This is a genomic window from Thermosipho ferrireducens (genome assembly GCF_017358165.1).
Taxonomy (GTDB): Bacteria; Thermotogota; Thermotogae; order Thermotogales; family Fervidobacteriaceae; genus Thermosipho_B; species Thermosipho_B ferrireducens.
Genome location: NZ_CP071446.1, coordinates 122,549 through 137,067 on the forward strand (window position 1 = coordinate 122,549; position 14,519 = coordinate 137,067).

At 33.3% G+C, this 14,519-nt stretch carries 13 protein-coding genes and 1 pseudogene; 9 read left to right on the forward strand and 5 right to left on the reverse strand.

Annotation, left to right across the window (positions count from 1 at the left end):
* From JYK00_RS00635 to JYK00_RS00645, 3 genes are all read left to right on the forward strand, one after another.
* The gene (locus tag JYK00_RS00635; protein ID WP_207566809.1) at positions 1–894 is read left to right on the forward strand and encodes a hypothetical protein; all 894 of its coding nucleotides are present in this window, start codon (positions 1–3) and stop codon (positions 892–894) included.
* Positions 895–1,423: 529 nt separating this feature from the next.
* Positions 1,424–3,484 carry a hypothetical protein gene (locus JYK00_RS00640; RefSeq protein ID WP_207566810.1) on the forward strand — a complete coding sequence of 687 codons (2,061 nt, stop codon included), beginning with the start codon at positions 1,424–1,426 and terminating at the stop codon, positions 3,482–3,484.
* A gap of 66 nt (positions 3,485–3,550) precedes the next feature.
* On the forward strand, positions 3,551–5,602 hold the full coding sequence (locus JYK00_RS00645) for a hypothetical protein (RefSeq protein WP_207566811.1): 2,052 nt from the start codon (positions 3,551–3,553) through the stop codon (positions 5,600–5,602).
* A gap of 322 nt (positions 5,603–5,924) precedes the next feature.
* On the opposite strand, the pseudogene JYK00_RS00650 reads toward JYK00_RS00645, so the two are convergent.
* The 5 genes and pseudogenes from JYK00_RS00650 to dnaN all read right to left on the reverse strand — a co-directional run bounded on the left by JYK00_RS00650 (position 5,925) and on the right by dnaN (position 9,813).
* Positions 5,925–6,838: pseudogene (locus tag JYK00_RS00650) on the reverse strand (IS3 family transposase).
* Between the two features lie 130 nt (positions 6,839–6,968).
* The gene (locus JYK00_RS00655) at positions 6,969–7,511 is read right to left on the reverse strand and encodes a GNAT family N-acetyltransferase (protein ID WP_207566812.1); all 543 of its coding nucleotides are present in this window, start codon (positions 7,509–7,511) and stop codon (positions 6,969–6,971) included.
* Positions 7,495–8,277 (reverse strand): ABC transporter ATP-binding protein, encoded by a 783-nt coding sequence (locus JYK00_RS00660; RefSeq protein ID WP_207566813.1) that lies wholly within the window; start codon positions 8,275–8,277, stop codon positions 7,495–7,497. The genes JYK00_RS00655 and JYK00_RS00660 overlap by 17 nt, the downstream gene beginning before the upstream one ends.
* On the reverse strand, positions 8,274–8,687 hold the full coding sequence (locus tag JYK00_RS00665; protein WP_207566814.1) for a type II secretion system protein: 414 nt from the start codon (positions 8,685–8,687) through the stop codon (positions 8,274–8,276). The genes JYK00_RS00660 and JYK00_RS00665 overlap by 4 nt, the downstream gene beginning before the upstream one ends.
* A 22-nt stretch (positions 8,688–8,709) precedes the next feature.
* Positions 8,710–9,813 (reverse strand): DNA polymerase III subunit beta, encoded by a 1,104-nt coding sequence (gene dnaN / locus JYK00_RS00670; protein WP_207566815.1) that lies wholly within the window; start codon positions 9,811–9,813, stop codon positions 8,710–8,712.
* 139 nt (positions 9,814–9,952) lie between these two features.
* Here dnaN and JYK00_RS00675 point away from each other — a divergent pair, with 139 nt between their 5' ends.
* The 6 genes from JYK00_RS00675 to JYK00_RS00700 are packed head-to-tail and all read left to right on the forward strand — an operon-like array spanning position 9,953 to position 14,501.
* Positions 9,953–10,882 (forward strand): carbohydrate kinase family protein, encoded by a 930-nt coding sequence (locus tag JYK00_RS00675; RefSeq protein ID WP_207566816.1) that lies wholly within the window; start codon positions 9,953–9,955, stop codon positions 10,880–10,882.
* On the forward strand, positions 10,872–12,287 hold the full coding sequence (locus JYK00_RS00680; protein ID WP_207566817.1) for a glycosyltransferase: 1,416 nt from the start codon (positions 10,872–10,874) through the stop codon (positions 12,285–12,287). Before JYK00_RS00675 ends, JYK00_RS00680 begins: the two co-directional genes overlap by 11 nt.
* A gap of 9 nt (positions 12,288–12,296) precedes the next feature.
* Complete coding sequence (locus JYK00_RS00685; protein WP_207566818.1) at positions 12,297–12,515, forward strand: hypothetical protein; 219 nt, start codon at positions 12,297–12,299, stop codon at positions 12,513–12,515.
* A 15-nt stretch (positions 12,516–12,530) separates the two neighbouring features.
* Positions 12,531–13,322 (forward strand): GTP cyclohydrolase FolE2, encoded by a 792-nt coding sequence (gene folE2, locus JYK00_RS00690; RefSeq protein ID WP_207567574.1) that lies wholly within the window; start codon positions 12,531–12,533, stop codon positions 13,320–13,322.
* Positions 13,315–13,635, forward strand: a complete 321-nt coding sequence (locus JYK00_RS00695; RefSeq protein ID WP_207566819.1) for a L7Ae/L30e/S12e/Gadd45 family ribosomal protein — start codon at positions 13,315–13,317, stop codon at positions 13,633–13,635. Before folE2 ends, JYK00_RS00695 begins: the two co-directional genes overlap by 8 nt.
* Positions 13,636–13,658: 23 nt before the next feature.
* Positions 13,659–14,501 (forward strand): GNAT family N-acetyltransferase, encoded by an 843-nt coding sequence (locus JYK00_RS00700; protein ID WP_207566820.1) that lies wholly within the window; start codon positions 13,659–13,661, stop codon positions 14,499–14,501.
* Positions 14,502–14,519 lie beyond the last annotated feature (18 nt).

Consider the following 14,519-nt stretch of genomic DNA (forward strand, 5'->3'; position numbering starts at 1 on the left):
ATGAAAAGAATAAAAGAAATTTTTTTGTTGTTCCTAATACCCTTACTCTTTAATACTTTATTGTTTGGTAAAGGTGAAGAGACAGAAAAATACATAGGGGAAACTTTTGTTGTATCTGCACCCGTACTTATCGCAGGGGACTTGTTTTTGAATTTTCCGATGCTTGATACTTTTAAAGCATCTTTGACCTCACTTTTCGTTGAAGGTTCGGAAATATACGGAAATTTACCAATAACTTATGTAAAGCCTGATATTAAAGATATAAAGTTAAGTAAGTTTTATCTCTCGTCTAATAACTTTTTTACTCTGGTTCACACACTTTACTATAAAAAAATCAATATGTTATTCGCGAAAAGAACAGAATTTTATTTAACAAGTAATTTCAAGCTTATATTTAACACTGAACATTTGGTTAATTTAATCATGAACACAGAGAAATCGTCAAGAAACTACACCTATGCTATAAACTGCTTCACACAGGATTATCCAACTGCTTTTACCTCAATAGATACCAAGAAACCAAAAAAAATAAAGAAAAAACTGATAGAATATTTAGAAGAAAAGGAAAAGCCGAGAAAAAAGAACCCACCATCTTCTCATCAGAAGAAAGAAGAAAAAACCTCAAAAAAGTATACTCTTATTGTCGCTGTGACTACCCCCATTTCTCAGGTGTTCAATATAATACCAAAAGACACATATCTCATATTAAGTGGCATGGGCATAGAGAAAAAAGTTTATTTGGGTAAACTCTCTGGTACTGAATCAACAGAAGTTGTGTTCGAAAATCTCACAGAAGGTTCGTATACTTTAAGACTTATCTGGAGCAACAAGTCGTACACAAAACTTATTAAAGTTCCGGAAGATCTTCATGTAGATTTTATGATTGTCTTTTAAAAATGTATAAGTCAAGATAAAAATGTATAAAAAATAGAAAACAAAAATGTAGTAAAACGTATTATACATTAAAGGTTAATCAATTGATTTGCTTAGATGTGCGTTTGAAATTCAAAACCGTTTTTTGGATTCAGGTTCAACAGAATTTATATAACATCTTTATATCACTATCAACTGGAATACTATGATAATAAATTGACATATCTTAGGGATAATAGTAAGACAACATTCTCGTTGCAAAAGTTAGCAAATGAATAAAGTACTAGATAAAATCTATACTGCACTCCAAAGATAAAAAAGCAAGATGGAGCAATTCATAGCAAAGTAACATTTAACATTAAAAGAAAGTAAAAGAATTAGATAAAAAGGTTAATCATTTTCTCACAAAGAATGCAAACTATTAGTACTAAAGAGTTGAAAAACGAAAGACGAAAGAACTGTTTATAACAGTAATAACAAGTAACTTCTATATACACAACAGGCATATTTGGAATAACAATAGGTGAAAAAAGTAGGACGGGGGGATAACATGAGAAAAGCCTGCAAAATTTTTTGGATTGTTGTATTAATGGTGTCATTGCTAATATCAAATTCCTGTGGTACCACCAAACTTCCCAGCACATCTGACAAAAATTCCACCGTTTCAGATAAACACAACAAAGTATATGTTCCAGAAGGAAAAAGTTTTATCAAGATGGATTTAAGCAACGTCATCAAAACTATGAGATCTAACAAAAAAAAATATTATCTGTTTTGGAGAGCAGTAAGATCCGACAGAAACGGCGTTATAGAAATTGAAGCTCCATCGAAAGTATCTTTTATTGTCGACAAAAATGATATTTATATGCTTGCACTGGCTGCAAAACAAAAAGAAGGTTATATTGAAACGCTGGGAATAATCGGAATCGGAGAAGATTTCAATTCGGTTCCTATAGGGGATACTGCAAATGAAGTGATAAATCTTGGTAAGCTTAAATATAACAATGGAAAGTTAGTTCCCGAGAAAGACTTAGTTGACTTAACAAATATTGGATATGATAAAAATACACTATTGTTTATTAAGGGTTACAGCAAGTTTCTTAAACAGTTGGCAAATGTTGATATCGATCATGACGGGGTAATCGACAGCAATCAAACTAACTTTATCGGATGGTGGGTTGGAACAGGATACTTGTTTTTTGAAAAGCAATATTATCAGGAAGTTTTCAGAAAAGATTTAGAAGAGTTGATACACGTGGAGTCGGCTTCAATAGTTTTTAACGTGAAGTATACTAACATAGATTTTAAGGTTTACGATGAAAGTAACTTTGATGAAAATTCTCTTCGAAATGAAACTCCCCCAGCAACGCTGTATGTACTGAAAAAAGATGGAAAGAAAGAAATTTTTGGTCGCCTGGTAAAAGCCGGAAGTGATTATTCATTCTTCCAATGGTACTTTTTATATAATCCCTACGAAAGTGTAGAAGGTGATTACGTTCTGGAAGCCGTGGACACCACTGGAAAAACAAGGTATTTCTATTTTCAGTATTTGTTTTTTTTGAATCCAAAAGATCTTTCTGCTTTACCACTCGTTCACGCAGAACAATATGCTTATAGCAATGGAAGAGTGGATAAAGTAAAATGGGAATGGTGGGCATATGATAACGTTAAATCAAGACATAAGCCTACAAAGGATTTCCTAAAACTCGTAATTAAAGAGCCTGGAGTTTATTTTTACATTAACACAAATAAGGGATTCCACAAACTTAATTCACCTAATGAAAGACCATGGGGGGTTGTTCCTGCTAAAGTTCTCATCAACAGCGGAGACATAACAGATGATGGTGAAGATTTTATAAAAGTGGATAAAGATGTGTGGGTTCTGGGGTACAGATGTAATTGGTCAGTTTGGTTAATTGGAAATTTAAACGTTTCAGTGAGTATTCCATACAATATAGAAAAATTTCCACATGATTACAATGAAAACTTACTTGCATATTTGCCAGACGATGAAAAATTAATAAATGGCATATGGTATAACTTGAGCTATCCTGGGGATAGAAAAGCATTTGTCTTTGAAAATGGCACAATCTACACGTTTTCTGAACTAGCCCCCAATAGTAAAAGAGAGATAGGTATTTATACTATAAACGCTCCGGGCAAGATAAAAATATCAATCGATGGTATAGAATATTACGGACTTGTAAATCTTAAAAGAACTTACATAGAACTTCAGTTGTCCAGAGACAGTTATCTAAAAAAGATATCCCCAAACTCTGAAGGTTATTTAATTTATTCTCGTTATAATCCATATCTTCCTCTTCCGGATGATATACAGATTTCTTACGAGTCGAATAAAGTTATAAAACTCTCATGGAAAATTTTCGAAAGAAATTTGTGGGAAAAATTCGTAAAAAAAATAGTAATTTTTGTGGGAAGTAAAGAAAACGTGAGAAATAAAAATTCATATTCTATAGAAACAAACTTAAAGAGCAATTTTGTAGAAGTAGATTTGTCCAAGGTTTACCAGATTCAGACGGAAACTACTATTATAAGTTCATGCTCTTTGACACCAGAGATGAAGTTATTGAAACGCCAGTGTTATCCCTGAATATAGGAAATAAGTAATAACTTCCGCTTGAATTTAGTTAAAAATAAAACACAAAGGGGTGGGAAAATGAAGGGGCGAAAAACTATAATATTTTTCGTGAGTATTGTGTTTATTATCTGGTTGCTCATATCCTGTAGTACCCCACAATTCGAAAAAGAAGAAGATGGTGAAAATAGTGTTGAAAATGAGACCATATTTGATGGTAAAATCATTGTCAAAATGGATTTGTCTAATGTGGTTACTTTGCAAAGAACGGAGCTCAATGGGAAGTATTATTTCGTGTACGTGAACCTTTCAGGAGATAGAATGATAAGGCACAAAACCATAGATTCCACTGATTTTGAGTTCACACTTGAGAAAGGACACATTTATATTATGGGTATATTTGAGAAAACATCTGAGGGTATCCTCCCAATTGGAATAATAGCAGACAAGTCCGGCAATCTTACATCTTTTCCAATTACAAAAAGTGCAACTTCTGTTATAAATCTTGGAACACTTGTTGCTTCTGGAGAGATTTTGAGTTCAGTTATACCATTGGAAGATTTTGCAAAGCTCCTTGGAAACATAAATGTAGAAGAATTGAAACAATTTGCTGGATACGATGTGACGCTTAAAAATTTTTTGAATCCTGATGTAAACAGAAATAGCGTTTTCGATGATGAGGAAGGGATTTATTGGATGGAAAGAACCTCTTATGATTTCAACATTGATGATCTTGATTATTATGAGAATCCAAACAATCCTTTTGATAAACAGGTTGCCTCTGTTGTTTTATTCTGGATAAACTACAAAAATCATGAGCTAAAAACAGATCTATATACTACATCTCCTTGTGCAACTCTCGTACTGCCAAATGGAAAAAAAATAAATTCAACTAACAGTGGGAAAATAGACGACTATTCCTATTATTTTTATTTCAATCCATCATACCTTGGAGAAGAAGTGTCTTTTTTCGAATCTGGTGAATACAAAATTACATTAAAGGATCTAACAGAGAAAAGAGACATAACATTGAAATTTAACTGGTTTTTTTTCAACTACGCTGATAATCTGAAAGGTATGATATTTCCTGTAACAAAGCTTGTTGCGTACTCAGATGGTGTGGCAAAATCTTTTTACGGAAAGTGGTACAGAGTTAAAGACAAAGAAAGTGTCGAGCAGGTGGATCTAGATCTTGTTAATATGATTCGCAAAAAAGATTCGTATATACCTATATATACTTGGGAAGACATAAGAGCAGGTGAAGTTTACTTGATAAAATCGCTAAAAAATTATTCAGAAGATAACAAGACTATTCATGTAGATTTTGATGGAAAAATGCGCGTTTTAAGAACTTACTTTTTTAAATTATTCCGGAGTGATTTTGTTGATATAGGAAACAACGACTTTCCATTTAGAATGAGAATAAAATATCTTACATTTCCTTTCGAGTACGGTAACAATCTCGATTGGAGTGTTCCAATCAATGATGCGAATATTGTTGGAATATGGTACAACCATTCTTTCATGGATGATTCGCAAAAACCTGCAGTGCTTGTTTTCCAACCAGATGGAGAATTATATGTATTTAATAGCTGGGAATGGATTTTATGGTCAAGATTAAGCCCAAATGAAATTAATGAATGGAGTTTGGAAAACGGTAATTTAACTGTAAAACGGCAAGATGGAACCAGTGTGAATTTTCAGGTTGACTTAACAAGAACAGACGATGAGAGAATTTTTTTGAGATTAAAACAAGAAGATTCTGTTCTTGTATACACAAATTTTTATAGCTATATAAAATCTTATGGAAAGATTTTGGATGAAAAAGGAGTTGACTATCCAAAACTTTCAGAAGTAAAAATATTAGAAGCAGAAAGTGGTATTTTGAAATGGAAGATCCAGTTTCATAAACCTTACGATAGAGGAATAGTGTCATTTGATATCTATACAGGTAAGAGCCCTGATAAGATGAGATTAACTTACTTTGCATATGAAGACTACGCATCCATGAAAAATCAAATTTTCGAGAAATCCTTCGACGAACTTGGAATAAAAGAAACGGATAAATATGTAAAAATCATTGCAAACCAATGGAGCAGAATTGTAGAAAGCAATATTTTGGAAATCAAGTGAAACCAGGCCCTGTTTCAAAAATATTATGGAAGAAAAACAAGTTTAAAATATGTAATGTAATACAATACAAGACTGGGTAAAAAAAGATATTACATATACATCATATGCAAGAAATTTTACAAAAAATGAAGGGTGTAATAAAAACAGTATTTGAAGGATGTGGAGGTAATGTCGTTTTTTTTAGCATTGCGTGGAGAACAAAAGTAACAGTTTTTACGCAAGCGCAGTTAATTCTGCGAATATAACGTACAGTCTTGATATTTCACGCACAAAAAAGCGGATAATTTATATTGTAATACTCCCCGAAAAATTGGACAAAAAATCAAGCAGATTTGTATAGACTCATACTTTCTTCGAATTCCTCCTTTGGACTTTTGTATCCTATTACGCTGTGAGGATATTCTTCGTTATAGAACTTTTCAAACGCCCTGGTTTTTTCACAGAGTTCTTCGTAACCTGGATTATCTAATACCCATGCTACTTCTTCTTTGTATGTTCTAAAATACTTTTCCATATTGGCATTACCTTTTGGATTGTTGTAGTCTATATAATACTCCCATCCTCCATCTCTTGTGTATACCTTCGTCATGTCTATTCCTAATACTTCCCTTGGTCTTGTTGGCTTTATCTTTTTTTGTTTGGTTCTACAAGCTTTTTTGTGTTTAACTTTGTAAAGTAATCCATTTTCTTTCATTATTCTATATACCTTCTTTTGGTTGAGCTTGTTCCCATTTTTTCTTAACATCGCCCAAATTCGTCGATATCCCCAGTATGGATGTTCTTTTTTGAGCTTGTTTATTTCTTTAAGTATTTTTTCATCTTCTTCTTTTCGTCTGCTCTTTCTTTGGCTGTATCCCTTTGGTTTGTAATAATATGTACTTCTATTGATTTTCAAATACCTTAAAGCTTCTGATACATTAAATCCTTCTTCAAGAAGAAGTGTTACTATTTCCCGCCTCCTGGATATACTACTGTTTTTTTTAATGTCTCAATGACGATGGTTTGTTTTCCAATTACTTTTTCAAGTTCTTCGATTTTTTCTTCAAGCTGTTTTACTTTAGATTTTTTCCCGTTTTCCAATCCTTCTTTGGCTCCTTCTAAAAACTTATCTCGCCATTTGTAATATTGAGCTTGAGAAATACCATGTTCTCTACAGATTTGTGAAACACTCTTTTCACGACGAAGTCCTTCAAGAATTATTGCCATCTTTTCTTCTGTTGAAAGTTTCTTTGCCATATATCCCGCCCCCTTTGTCTTTATTCTAACATTCTACTCTTTTTTTGTTCAACTTTCATGGGGAGCAGTATATCATTTTTCTCTTTCTTATGCGATTTTTGAAACAGGGCCATATCAAAAATAATGATTTCTAACCATTTTGATTTTCTTTTGTTCTCCAATACTCTTCAGCAAGTATACTCATCCTTAAAATATCCCAATATTTCCCTTTAAAATACCTTGCCTGCCTTTCTCTTCCCTCGTGTATAAACCCACATTTTTCATACACTCTTATTGCCCTTTTGTTGTTATCAAATACTCTCAAACAAAGTCTATTTAAATTTAGATATTCAAAAGTATATTTTAACATCAATTTCGTTGCTTCCGTTCCAAACCCTTTGTTCCAATACCTTTTATCAAATATTCCTATTCCAAATTCTGCTGATCTATGCACCCAATTTATGTTCATGAGCCCGGTAACGCCTACGAGGATATCTTCTACATCTATAGCAAAGGTTATATTTTGCTGACTTAAAGCATTCTTCCTTATCCAGTCTTCTTCAGAAAATCTACTTATAGGAAACGTAATAAACAAATACTCACGCACCTCTTCATCATTTATTATATCAACAATTCTTTTAGCATCTTCGATCTCAAGTGGCCTTAAAACTATTTTTTTACCTTCTAATCTCATCCCCTTCCCTCCCGGCTAAAAATTCTCTTATACCAACACTGCGCACATGAATTACGTCTCCAATTTCTTTCAATTCCTCTAACGAAACTTTACGAGTTATATTAACGTTATCCAATTTAACAGTGGCAAAAACATATCTTTCGTACTCTTTCCAGAATTCTTCAACTGATCCATGAAAATATACCGTCCCATTTTCAAGTATCAAAATAGAGGTACAAATTGCTTCAACTTCCTCATCATCATGTGTAACATAAAAAATCGTTTTCTTTTCTCTTTTTAATTTTTTTATTTTCTCCATTATAAGATTTTTTGACTCTGCATCAAGGCCGCTCGTAGGCTCATCCATAAGTAACACATCTGGCTCTGAAAGCAATGCTATAGCCATAGACAATCTTTGTTGCAATCCTTTAGAAAGTTCTGTGGGTCTTTTAGAAAGATGTTCTGTTAGCTGAAAATATTCCAGCTCTTCATAAATTCTTTCCTTTTTCGAATTTCTTAAACTTGCAAAATATCTCATATTGTCCATTAACGAAAGTTCAGGAATAAGTACAGGTTTTTCAGGTATGTACGATATTCCATCTGTAATTCCTTTGATTACTCCAGTTGATGGCTTCAATAAACCGGCAATAATTTTTAATAATGTGGTTTTTCCACAACCATTTTTTCCGATTATGCCCAGAACTTCCCCGCTATTAACTTTTAAATTAACATTTTTTAATGCCCAGTTATTTTTATATTTTTTCCCTACCTCTTTCAAAACAATCATATTCTCGGCACCCTCAAATAAATATAATTCCCTCCTGAGTCTTCCTTGACATCTGGAAGTATATTCTTTACATAAGTAATCTCCACATCCTGATTCTTATAACGTATCTCATAATACTCATTTCCCGCATCATTTACAACAACTATCTCGTATCCTCTTTTTGACAGGTCAACATCTATGAAATTTAAATCATAAAGCTGTTCTACTATATTGCCAGAGGCATCCAGAGTATCTGCATAAAGTAAAGCGGCTTCATTAATTGCTACCGAAAGGTTTCTAAGATTCGCTGCTACCTGTGTAGCTTTCGCTTTCTTCACAGCATTCATAGCTGTCGGTGTCGCAACCGCTAAAAGGGCGGAGATTATAGCAAGAACTATCAGCAACTCTATCAAAGTAAACCCTTTTTTCATAATAATATCCTCCTATCTCACATCAAGCCCTAACAGGCAGAACAATAAACATATATCCTCCCATATCTCTTGAGTTAATCTGCATAGGACTGAGGTCATCTACAAAGTTAAAAACAACCTCTTCTTCGTCAACCTTTTTCACAGCTTCATTTAAGAACCTTGGATTAAAATTGATTGTCATATCTTCTCCTTCTTTTTCTATTAAAACTTCTTCACTTACCTCCCCATATTCTGAGCTAATACTGGAAAGTTTAAGTATGTTGTCTATCATTTCAAGTTGTACTTTATCGTTACCTCGCTTTGAAATTATCATTGTACGCTTCAATGCTTCCAGGAATTCATTTTTATTAAATGTTATCCTTGTTTTAAACGCCTGTGGCAAAACGCGTTTATAATCTGGGAAAGATTCTTCTACTACCCTCATAATAGTGGTTATATCTCCTGCTTTAACTGAAACTTTCTTATGATCACATGATATTTTTAAAACTGGTTCAGAAGCTCCTGAAACCAACCCTTCAAGTTCTTTCATACTTTTTAAAGAGATTATAAAGTCCAGCTCCGCGTTTATATCTATTTTTTGCTCTGAGAGTGCAAGTCTATAACCATCACTTGCAACCAGCCTCAAATAACCATTTTTTATTTCCCAGTACACTCCGTTCAAAGCACGCATTGCTGTTTCTGTTGATGCACAAAAAATAACTCTATCGATCATTTCATGCAAAATACTTGTTTCTATTTCAAAATTAACTCCACTTTCTTCGATATCTATCGGCGGGAATTTCTCCGGGCTTGCATAAGTGGTTAAACTAAACGCACTTTTTCCACTCTTTACACGCAGTTTCCCGCCATCATAATTCAAAAGAATTTCTTCTTCATCCACATTTTTCACAATTTCTTCTAAAAGTTTCGCATCAACAGCAAACATATCATTACCTTCGTATTCACCAGTTTCAACACGTGCTATTACAAAAGTTTGCATATCTGTTGAATACATATTTATCCCACCATTTTCCGGTTTAAATAACAAGCATTGAAGTATAGGATCTATTGTTTTAGCCCCAACCGCCTGGGCTGCTATAGATAATTTTTTTGCAAAATCAGATCTTTTAACAATAAATTTTAACATCAAATCCCCCTCCTTAATGTTTTTACTTCTTATGTATATATTTTAACACATTTCAAGCTAAATATATTTTGTGTGCTAAAATATTACTGGGAAGAGTTAATAAAAGTTCAAAGCAATTTGATTTTCCAGGAGGTTTTTTATGAGTATAGCTTTATTTGGAGAATTACTGATTGACTTTATCTCAAAAGATTCCGTGGATAATCTTATAAACGCTTCAACATTCACAAAAAATGTTGGTGGCTCTCCAGCAAATATAACCAGAAATCTTATTCAACTTGGTATAAACGCATATTTAGTTTCACGAATTGGCAACGACCAATTTGGCAGGTTTATTCTAAAAAAACTTAGAGAAAACAATGTCAATGCTTCTTACATCCAGATTGATGAAGTTTTACCAACTACCGTAGTATTTGTTTCTAAAACAAGTCAAACACCAGACTTCTTACCAATACGTGGGGCAGACACAAATCTTCAAATTCCAGATGAAAAGCTATTCGAAAATATCTCCTGGATCCACGTAAGCTGTTGGCCACTCACAAAAAAAGAATCCTGTGATACTATTCTAAAAATTTTAAGAAAAGCTTCTGAAACCAGTATAAAAATAGGGTTTGATCCAAACTGCCGAAAAAAGCTGTTCTGCGATAAAAAAATCGATTTAGAACCAATAATCGAGATTTTTAAAAAATCATTTGTTACAAAACCATCACTGGATGATATGAAAGAAATTTTTGGGCCCATGCCAGATGAAAGATATATAGAAATTTTACACTCATTGGGCCTAAAGTATGTTATTCTTACTCTTGGTAAAGATGGTGCTCTTGTCTCCGACGGGAAAACATTGAGGCATATTCCGTCAGCCGCAACGAAAGTTGTTGATGCTACAGGTGCAGGTGATGCTTTCTGGAGTGGGATTTATTACGGATTATTGAATGGCTGGAATATATTTGATTCTTCAAAGCTTGGAAGTGTTATAGCGGCACATGTCCTTGAAAACGTTGGTTCTGACGTAAAACTACAATCAATTGATTATTACATTTCAAAAATGAGGAGTGTGTATTGTGAAACTTAACAAAATAGCCTTTTTCAATCCACAGGGAAACTTTGATCCAAAAGATAGTCATTTAACCGAACATCCAGATTTTGGTGGACAACTTGTTTATGTAAAAGAATTAGCTAAAGCTATTGCAAAACACAACATAAAAGTCGATATTATTACCAGAAAAATTATAGATCCAGAATGGCCTGAGTTTTCAGGTGATTTCGATTACTATCCGGAAACTGAAAACGTAAGAATTGTGAGAATTCCTTTTGGAGGAAAAAAATTTCTGAATAAAGAACTTTTATGGGATCATCTGGGAGAATACGTAAAAGGCATTATAAAACTCTACACTCAAGAAAAGGCATTCCCGGATTTTGTCACCACACATTATGGAGACGGCGGAATTTCCGGAACAATGTTTCTTACTAAAACAGGAATAAAATATTCTTTCACTGCTCATTCGCTTGGTGCACAAAAAAGAGACAGATTAAATATGGACAAAGACGAGGCAGAAAAAAAATTCAGATTTTCCCTGAGAATCCTCGCAGAAAATATAGCTATGCAATATGCGTCTTTTATTGTAACGAGTACCTTCCAGGAAAAAATAGAGCAATATATGCACAAAGCCTATAAAAAAACCACAACAAAACATGAAAAAAAGTTTGAAATTATTCCCCCGGGAGTTAACACCAGTATATTTCACACAACTCCATTACCTGAAGATAAAAAAATTGAAGAATATTTAAATACAAAAATAACAAAATTACCAGCTGAAAAAAGAAACAACCCTTTTGTTATTTTGTCAAGCAGGTTGGATAGAAAAAAGTATCACGTAGCTTTAATCAGAGCCTTTGCTGAATCTGAAAAACTCAGAGAAAAATTCAACATTGTAATAGTAACACGTGGAATAGATGATGTTTTTTCATTAATAACAAACATTAATGTTGACTCTGAAGAGAAACACATTCTTGAAGAAATAACAACACTTGCAAAGAAAAACAATTTTCTTGATCAGATATTGTTTTTAAATATTAAAACGCAAAAAGAACTTGCCGCACTTTACAGGATTTCCACACGACAAAATTCAATATTCGCTCTAACTGCGCTTTATGAACCCTTTGGATTAGCCATCATAGAAGCTATGGCCTGCGGCTTACCAGTTGTCGCAACCAGATTTGGAGGACCCGCGGAAATATTGGATGGGGGAACATATGGAGCGCTTATAAATCCCGATGATCCACATGATATTTCAAAAGGACTGTTTAACGTTTTAGATAATTATGATACATACAAAAAATTGGGATTAAAAAGAGTTTCTGAAAAGTATACGTGGGAAATTACAGCAGAAGAGTATCTTAGAGCTATTGAAAAACATATTCACGGAGAATCTGAAACGCCATTTATTCCAGACTTTTTCGCAAATCAGCTGAGGTGATATAAAATTATGAAAAAATTCTATCTTGTGCTTTTAACCATTTTCGCTTTTCTTTTCCTTATAACCTTCTACAATATGACAGCAGCCAAAAAACAGATACAACAATACCAGGTTCTTGTTAAAGCTTATGAAATGTATATAAATAAAAACGCAAATTTTGAATCATTTGTTAAAGAAAACAACATTAAAGAACTCGAATACCTTTTAAATAATAATAACAGGAAATAGGAGGCAAGTAGTGTGTTGCGCGATGTACAAAACGAACCTGATTCAAGAAATATCAACCTTAAACATGTGGGAATTAAAAAGCTAAGATATCCAATTACTGTCCTGGATAAAAAGAATGGAAAACAACACACAATTGGAACAATAAATATGTTTGTGGATCTTCCAAAACATTTTCGAGGAACACACATGAGTAGATTTTTAGAAGTTTTAAACAAATATCATTTAAAACTGGAACCTAAAATTGTGGAAAAGATTTTGGAAGATTTAAAGAGTTCTTTAAACGCTGAGAGGGCAAAACTCGAGATTGAATTTCCATACTTTCTAAAAAAAGCTGCCCCTGTCACAAAAATTGAAAGTTACATGGAATACGTATGTAAATTCACAGGTATTGCTGAAAAGTCAAACTGTAACTTTTTCATCTCCGTTGAAATTCCTATTCAAACGTTATGTCCCTGTTCTAAAGAAATAAGTGAGTACAATGCACACAACCAACGTGCAAAAATCAAAATAGAAATAGAAAGTTCAGAATTGATATGGTTCGAAGATCTCATAGAAATTGGCGAAAGTTCTGCAAGCGTACCGTTATTTACTTTATTAAAAAGACCTGATGAAAAGTACATCACCGAAACCGCTTACAACAACCCAAAATTCGTCGAAGATGTAGCCAGAGATATTGCTTTAAAACTTTCAAGCGATGAAAGAATAAAGTGGTTTAGAATAGAAGTGGAAAGTTATGAATCAATTCACGCTCATAACGCATACGCATGTGTAGATTCAAAATATCTGGAGGGGGAGCATTATGAATGAAGCAAAAATTTTAAGCCTTCTTGGTTTTGCCTCAAAAGCAAAAAAGCTTGTTTACGGGAAAGACAATATCAGGGACTATATAAAAAACAAGCGGTTAAAAAGGAAAGTGATAATAATAGCCAGCGACGCCGGTGAAAGGGTTAAAAAAGATATAAAAATAAGATGCGAGATTTCCAACGTTCCAATCATTGAACTTTCAACAAAAGAAAGATTATCACAAGCTACGGGAATGCTTAACATAGCAGTCTTAGGAATAAAAGATGAAAATATGGTTGCAAGTATTATAAACATTTTTCGTGAAAAAAACCAATAGCAGTAAGAGAAAGGGGGGATAGCGTGGAAGAAAAAATCTTAACATTAAATGAATTTCCAATAGTTGATTTTGTTAACCTTGTAAACAGGATATTCCAGGATTATACAGTACCAGTAAATTGGAATGTAATATCTTTCCAGATGGATGCCAGAGAAAATTCTATCTCTTTAAAAGACAGTTTTGTCTTTCTTAAAAAAGACACTCCCGTAGGTTTCATAGTAAATAGCATAAGAAGAGAACGCGGGAGAATAGATGCAATGGGTGTAGTTGAGAAAGAACGGGGAACAGGACTTGCTGTTCATATTCTCGCCCATACAATAAATCATCTGAAATGGCGCGGAATAAAAAATCTATCACTTGAAGTTATTAAGGAAGACAAACGGGCCTTTCGATTTTACGAAAAAAATGGTTTCAGAATAACACGAAATCTACACCTTATGGTACTCCAACCAGTTCTCGAAGAAAAACTCGATTACAACTATTTCAAAGTAGAACCAAGATACGTCTATTCCCAGGCATTAGAATTGGAGTTTTCCGGTAGAAAACCAAACTGGCAACGAGAACCTATAACATTATTATTATCCAACGGACGTTATAACTTTGTTAGATTGACCACTAATAAAATTAACGGATACCTTGTATGGGGCAAAAATAGTGAAGGCAACGTTTTTATAGTTGATATTGGGACAAAAGAAAATTGGGACGATATGGTTAAGGTTTCAGTGCAATATTTGAAAAAGAGTACAAACTGTAATTTAATTTCTGTAACTGCTGTCCCTGAGAACGATCCACTGTATAATTCTCTTTTAAATAATGGATTTAAAGTAGTTTTAACACAATGTGAAATGTTAAAACAACTACAATAACAACTCTGGAGGGAAAAA

Coding starts and splice junctions, on each gene's coding strand:
- JYK00_RS00635 (WP_207566809.1), top strand. CDS start 1: ATGAAAAGAATAAAAGAAATTTTTTTGTTGTTCCTAATACCCTTACTC.
- JYK00_RS00640 (WP_207566810.1), top strand. CDS start 1,424: ATGAGAAAAGCCTGCAAAATTTTTTGGATTGTTGTATTAATGGTGTCA.
- JYK00_RS00645 (WP_207566811.1), top strand. CDS start 3,551: ATGAAGGGGCGAAAAACTATAATATTTTTCGTGAGTATTGTGTTTATT.
- JYK00_RS00655 (WP_207566812.1), bottom strand. CDS start 7,511: ATGAGATTAGAAGGTAAAAAAATAGTTTTAAGGCCACTTGAGATCGAA.
- JYK00_RS00660 (WP_207566813.1), bottom strand. CDS start 8,277: ATGATTGTTTTGAAAGAGGTAGGGAAAAAATATAAAAATAACTGGGCA.
- JYK00_RS00665 (WP_207566814.1), bottom strand. CDS start 8,687: ATGAAAAAAGGGTTTACTTTGATAGAGTTGCTGATAGTTCTTGCTATA.
- dnaN (WP_207566815.1), bottom strand. CDS start 9,813: ATGTTAAAATTTATTGTTAAAAGATCTGATTTTGCAAAAAAATTATCT.
- JYK00_RS00675 (WP_207566816.1), top strand. CDS start 9,953: ATGAGTATAGCTTTATTTGGAGAATTACTGATTGACTTTATCTCAAAA.
- JYK00_RS00685 (WP_207566818.1), top strand. CDS start 12,297: ATGAAAAAATTCTATCTTGTGCTTTTAACCATTTTCGCTTTTCTTTTC.
- JYK00_RS00695 (WP_207566819.1), top strand. CDS start 13,315: ATGAATGAAGCAAAAATTTTAAGCCTTCTTGGTTTTGCCTCAAAAGCA.